Source organism: Tunicatimonas sp., assembly GCF_049647865.1.
In the GTDB taxonomy this organism is placed as follows: Bacteria; Bacteroidota; Bacteroidia; order Cytophagales; family Cyclobacteriaceae; genus Tunicatimonas.
The window spans coordinates 1-4,297 of sequence record NZ_JBARYM010000721.1; the positions used below are offsets into that span (position 1 = coordinate 1).

General features: G+C 42.5%; 5 protein-coding genes. 1 reads left to right on the forward strand and 4 read right to left on the reverse strand.

Going from position 1 to position 4,297, the window contains the following annotated elements:
* Window positions 1-343: 343 nt before the first annotated feature.
* Entirely contained in the window at window positions 344-1,033 is a 690-nt protein-coding gene (locus tag WBA23_RS21105; protein WP_424584263.1) for a hypothetical protein, read from the forward strand.
* A gap of 8 nt (window positions 1,034-1,041) precedes the next feature.
* On the opposite strand, the gene ispE is transcribed toward WBA23_RS21105, so the two are convergent.
* From ispE to WBA23_RS21125, 4 genes are all read right to left on the reverse strand, one after another.
* Window positions 1,042-1,878 carry a 4-(cytidine 5'-diphospho)-2-C-methyl-D-erythritol kinase gene (gene ispE / locus WBA23_RS21110; RefSeq protein ID WP_424584264.1) on the reverse strand — a complete coding sequence of 279 codons (837 nt, stop codon included), beginning with the start codon at window positions 1,876-1,878 and terminating at the stop codon, window positions 1,042-1,044.
* Between the two features lie 66 nt (window positions 1,879-1,944).
* Window positions 1,945-2,757: an enoyl-ACP reductase FabI gene (locus WBA23_RS21115; protein ID WP_424584265.1), complete on the reverse strand. Its 813-nt coding sequence runs from the start codon at window positions 2,755-2,757 to the stop codon at window positions 1,945-1,947.
* Window positions 2,758-2,908: 151 nt separating this feature from the next.
* Entirely contained in the window at window positions 2,909-3,829 is a 921-nt protein-coding gene (locus tag WBA23_RS21120) for a DUF2279 domain-containing protein (RefSeq protein WP_424584266.1), read from the reverse strand.
* Between the two features lie 81 nt (window positions 3,830-3,910).
* Window positions 3,911-4,297 (reverse strand): DJ-1/PfpI family protein (locus WBA23_RS21125; RefSeq protein ID WP_424584267.1); only part of this gene is annotated, 387 nt, incomplete at its 5' end.

Sequence of the window (4,297 nt, forward strand, 5' to 3'; positions counted from 1 at the left end):
GACCTTTTCGCAATTCGCTACGAGGATTTTGAGTTAATTGAATACGATCCTCACCCGCACATTAAAGCCGAAGTAGCAGTCTAGTGCAAGGTTTGAACACCTGCCCTCTATTCTGGTGGTTTATCCCACCAAACGAGTAGCTAGTTACATGCGTAATGTAACCTATAAATGCTGACTCATGCACTTTTAAGAAAATAAAAAATTTAAATAGTTATATAAAATCCCTCTTTTCATAATTATTCTATTCTACTAAGTAGGTTACTATTAGTGAATTTCAGTGAACATTACCCGTCTGGTGTTCAACCGCAAACTCTCAATTAAAGTAGCTAGATAGGTGCCAAGTTTGATACAGTTAGACCGAACGTCTAATTATCAAACCACCATGAAATACATTGGCCTTCTTATCTTCATCATTGTTTCCCAAACTGCTTTAGCTTCTAATTTGTCTCAGCAAGGAGTTTGGTGTACCGGAAAAATAACATTGGACAACGATGTAGTACTGGAAGGCAAAATTAGTTACGATCTTAAGTTTGAGGCTATTAAAGTTAAAACCGACGATTTGGTAAGAACTTATACGGCTGAAACCATCGCTGACTTTGAGATATTTGATCCAATTAAGTATCGACATCGTAAGTACGTAGCGGTTGATCTTCCCATGAAAGAGGGATACCAGCGCAAAACCTTTTTTGAAGTATTATCTGAGGGAGAGATTACAATACTGAGAAAGAGCAAATACGTGCGTCGCCCACGCGTTACCGAAGACTTTAGAGCCCCCCATATATACTTGAATGCTGTCTGCCGGCATACATACTACGTTTACCAATCAGGTGAATTTGTTGAAATAGAAGATTTTGTGTCGCAGATAATGCCTCTTATGAATTCACATCAAGTGAAGGTTGCTAGTTATGTAAAGCAGTGTAAACTGAGGTTAAAGGAAATTCATGAGCAAATGCGCGTGGTCTATTTGTACAACCAACTAGTTCTTGAGCAAGAACAACCTTCCTTTATTAGCGAATCAATGGGAAAAAGTTAGAATAGTTATTACAATTGGTTTTGCCAAACCGAATAGTTACGGCTTATGCTGCTAATATCTGGTTCCTGGTGAAATAGCCCATATATGGTAGAACCAGAACCACTCATGCTCGCGTAGAATGCACCAGCATCATAAAGTTGTTCTTTAACGGTTGCTAGAATCGGGTACTGAGCAAATACCGAAACTTCAAAATCGTTAACCAAATTTTCTTTCCACTCCTCAGTTGGTTGACTCAACCGCTCGTTTAAGGAAGCTGACGTTGCTGATGAATTTGTTCGTCGCGGGATTACTTTGGCGTACGCCTCAGCAGTAGATACCGTAATATTGGGAAACACTAGCACAATATATTTTCCTTTCAAGTCCAGAGAAATATCTTCAAACTGGTTACCCGTTCCACTCGCCAGCACGGGCTGATTCCGAATAAAAAACGGACAATCGCTTCCTAATCGGCTAGCGTAACCTTCCAACTGCTTTTCAGTGAGCGACAAAGAAAACAGCTCATTCAAGCTACAAAGCAAAAAAGAAGCATCGGATGAACCGCCACCTAACCCACCACCCATCGGAATTATTTTATGCAAATGGATTTGTGCCGGAGGTAGATTGAAGTCGGCTTGCAACAACTGGTAGGCCCGCACACATAGGTTTTCTTCCGGTTTTCCCGGTATGGTTAAACCGGAGGTAGTAAATTGAAAGTTATCATCAAGAGGCCGACCAGTCTCAATTGCCTCCAAAATATCCCGCAACGGAATAGGTACAAAACAGGTCTCAATATTATGATAACCGTCTTCTCGCTTGCTTGCAATATGTAAGCCCAGATTGATTTTTGCATTGGGAAAAACGACCATATCTGGAAACCGAAAGTTGGAGACTAGAGACCGAACTTCGGTCTCCGTCTTCCATTTTCCGTAAAATTATTTACTCAATTCTTCAATAATATGCTCGCTAATCCCGGCAGAAGAGAAGCCGCCATCGTGCATCAAGTTCTGCATCGTCACCATTCGGGTGAAGTCCGAAAAGAGCGTAACAATATAGTTAGCACAATCATCGGCTGAAGCATTGCCGAGCGGAGCCATTTTATCGGCGTAGTCAAAGAACACATCGAAGCCAGAGATTCCTGTTCCGGCGGTGGTTTTTGTGGGTGACTGCGAAACAGTATTCACCCGGATATTTTTTAGGCGGGCCAAACGAGCCCCGTAGCTTCGAGCAATAGACTCTAATACGGCTTTAGCCTGGGCCATATCCCCGTAATCGGGAAAGTTGCGTTGCGCGGCAATGTACGTAAGTGCGGCAATTGATCCCCACTCATTTATCACATCCATTTTCTCGGCTACCTGCATCACTTTATGAAACGAAAGACCAGAAATATCTAAAGTTTTTAGGAACCAGTCGTAGTTTAGATTACCATAATCCCGCCCCTTACGAACATTAGGACTCATACCAATAGAATGAAGAATAAAATCCAGATTGCCCCCTAAGGCTTCAGTAGATTCTTGAAAAAGATTTTCTAAGTCTTCTAGTGAGGTAGCATCGGCCGCAATCACTTTAGCATCGCACTGTTCAGCTAGCTCATTGATTTTACCCATTCGTAGTGCTACCGGAGCGTTGGTTAGCGTAAAAGATGCTCCTTCTTCCCGGGCTTTTAAAGCTACCTTCCAAGCGATAGAGTTTTCGTCTAATGCCCCAAAAATAACACCTCGTTTGCCCGCTAATAAATTATAACCCATAACCTATTTGTTTGATAATGTTGTGTATTTTCTAATTGACAAAACTAATATAATTTCGCTTGGCAACAGTAGTATACGGGGCTTTTTTCCTCACAGCTCATAATCATTGCCATTCTAGAAAGTATTGCTTCTTATTTGTGTTCTGGACTAGTTAAAAGTACAGTGGATGCAAACGTAAACCATCTAATTGATTGTATTCTAATGTTGGTGCCGGAATTTTGATGTAATTGAGAGCCCAAAGTACTTTCTTTAAATAAGGGTTAGAAACGGGCAGTTTGGTTAGATCAATATCTACTGAAAGAAAGAATTGGCGGTGGCGAATCAGGTCGGGCATCTGAATACCTCGCGAAACCGCTGGATTACGAAACTCCGATAACATTCCGTTGCCACTGTAGCCCCAAGCCACATTTAACCACGGTGGTAAATTAGAGGAGCGAAAGAGCGACTTTAGGTTAGCCGATAACCAGTACGTATGGCCATTATAATCTTGGAAAAACCGTTCGCCGTGCGTTTCACCTAGTACCCACGGACGGTATTGCGCGTAAACAGAAGGTGTATAAGAAAACTTCATTCGTACTGTCTGTTGGTTTAAGAACGCTTGTTGGGTTATAAACAAAGCGGAACCTGCTGCGTTCGCAATCATATCGCCCCAGGAGAAACCGTACCCTTCGTATAACCCATCAAATATTTCAATGGGAGTTTGTAAAACCAAGCCTAGCGTACCACCGTACCATAGTGATTTTTTATGCGATACTCCGGCCCAACGCAAAGCATGATAACCGATCTCGCTTTCAAAGTAGGCTGCGTACATATGTCCGGCTTTATCTAACTGTAGCCAACCAGCATTATCGTTGTACCAATGAAAGGGAACCGATTCGTGGTTACGATACCATACAAATTGCAAATAGGAAAGTCCTGTCGCATAAAAGGCTGATTCAGCCAAAATAACCGTGCGAAGTCGCCCGGAATGAATAGTGTCAGGGTACGTAGGTGATTGAGCGAAGGCAGTACCAACCGACAGAAGTGCTGTCAGTAACAATAAGTAGCTGAATACTGTTTTCCTGGTACACATAGAAAGCTAACGTAACTATTCGGATTAGCATCTATGCAGACAGCGATTTATTCTAATCCATCAACAGATTGATTGCGCTATTTATGAATCAGAGCCTACCGCCAAGTGCGGAACGGTAGATAAATCCCAGTCAATGACCAACCCTTCCGCTAGGTCCTCAGCAATTGCTTTTCCGTAAAGATACTCACAAAGATATAGAGCAGCCTCAAAAGACTTCGCGCCCCCAGCGGAGGTAATGAATTTACCAACGTGTACGAACAATACATCCTCGTGTACTTCCAGTTGCGGGAACATTTTTCGATAAGTACCAACATCGCTTGGGAAGGTAGTGGAAGCGTAGTCGTTTAAGATTCCGGCTTTAGCCAATACAAAGGCACCATCGCAGTGGGAGGTAACGAACTGGGCGTTTTCTGCCGCTTTACGCACAAACTCTAGCATCGCTTCATCTTCCAAATCAGTATCCAGGTG